This is a genomic window from Jiangella anatolica, from assembly GCF_003236295.1.
Taxonomy (GTDB): Bacteria; Actinomycetota; Actinomycetes; order Jiangellales; family Jiangellaceae; genus Jiangella; species Jiangella anatolica.
The window spans coordinates 1-428 of the sequence record NZ_POTW01000227.1 but is presented as its reverse complement, the minus strand read 5'-3'; the positions used below and the strand labels follow the sequence as shown (position 1 = coordinate 428).

Here is a 428-nt window from a genome sequence, read left to right as displayed (position 1 = left end):
GCCTCTACGTGACTGATCACGATCAGCCTGTCGATACCCGGAATGCGTCGGCTACCGTAACGCTCCTGTCCGCATCAGACAAGATCGAAGTCAAGTTGCTGCCAGCCGGAGGTAACCAGTTGCGTGCCCAAGGGACCTTCAAGATCCAAGCCGGCGCAAAAGCTGTTGCCTTGGTCAAACTCGGCGACATGTCCGGTCAAAGTGTTCGTTTCGTCCTGAAGTAGACGATGGTCGCTGCACCGCCCACTCGTTCACTGACTGCCCGGACAAGGCGTGCAGTGCATAGCGTGGGCGATGCGTTTCCACAGATTCATTTGCTCACCGATCCCGAGGTGCTGGCTGGTTTCGAGGACGGCTCCCGATGTTGATTCAAGCAGTCGCGAGTAATCAGCGTCCAGCCTGAAACTGGAGACAGCTCGCGGCCCCAC

1 pseudogene is annotated in these 428 nt (G+C 57.9%); it reads left to right on the top strand.

Annotation, left to right across the window (positions count from 1 at the left end):
* Positions 1–224 (top strand): annotated as a pseudogene (locus C1I92_RS35185) (hypothetical protein); the annotation flags it as partial.
* Positions 225–428 lie beyond the last annotated feature (204 nt).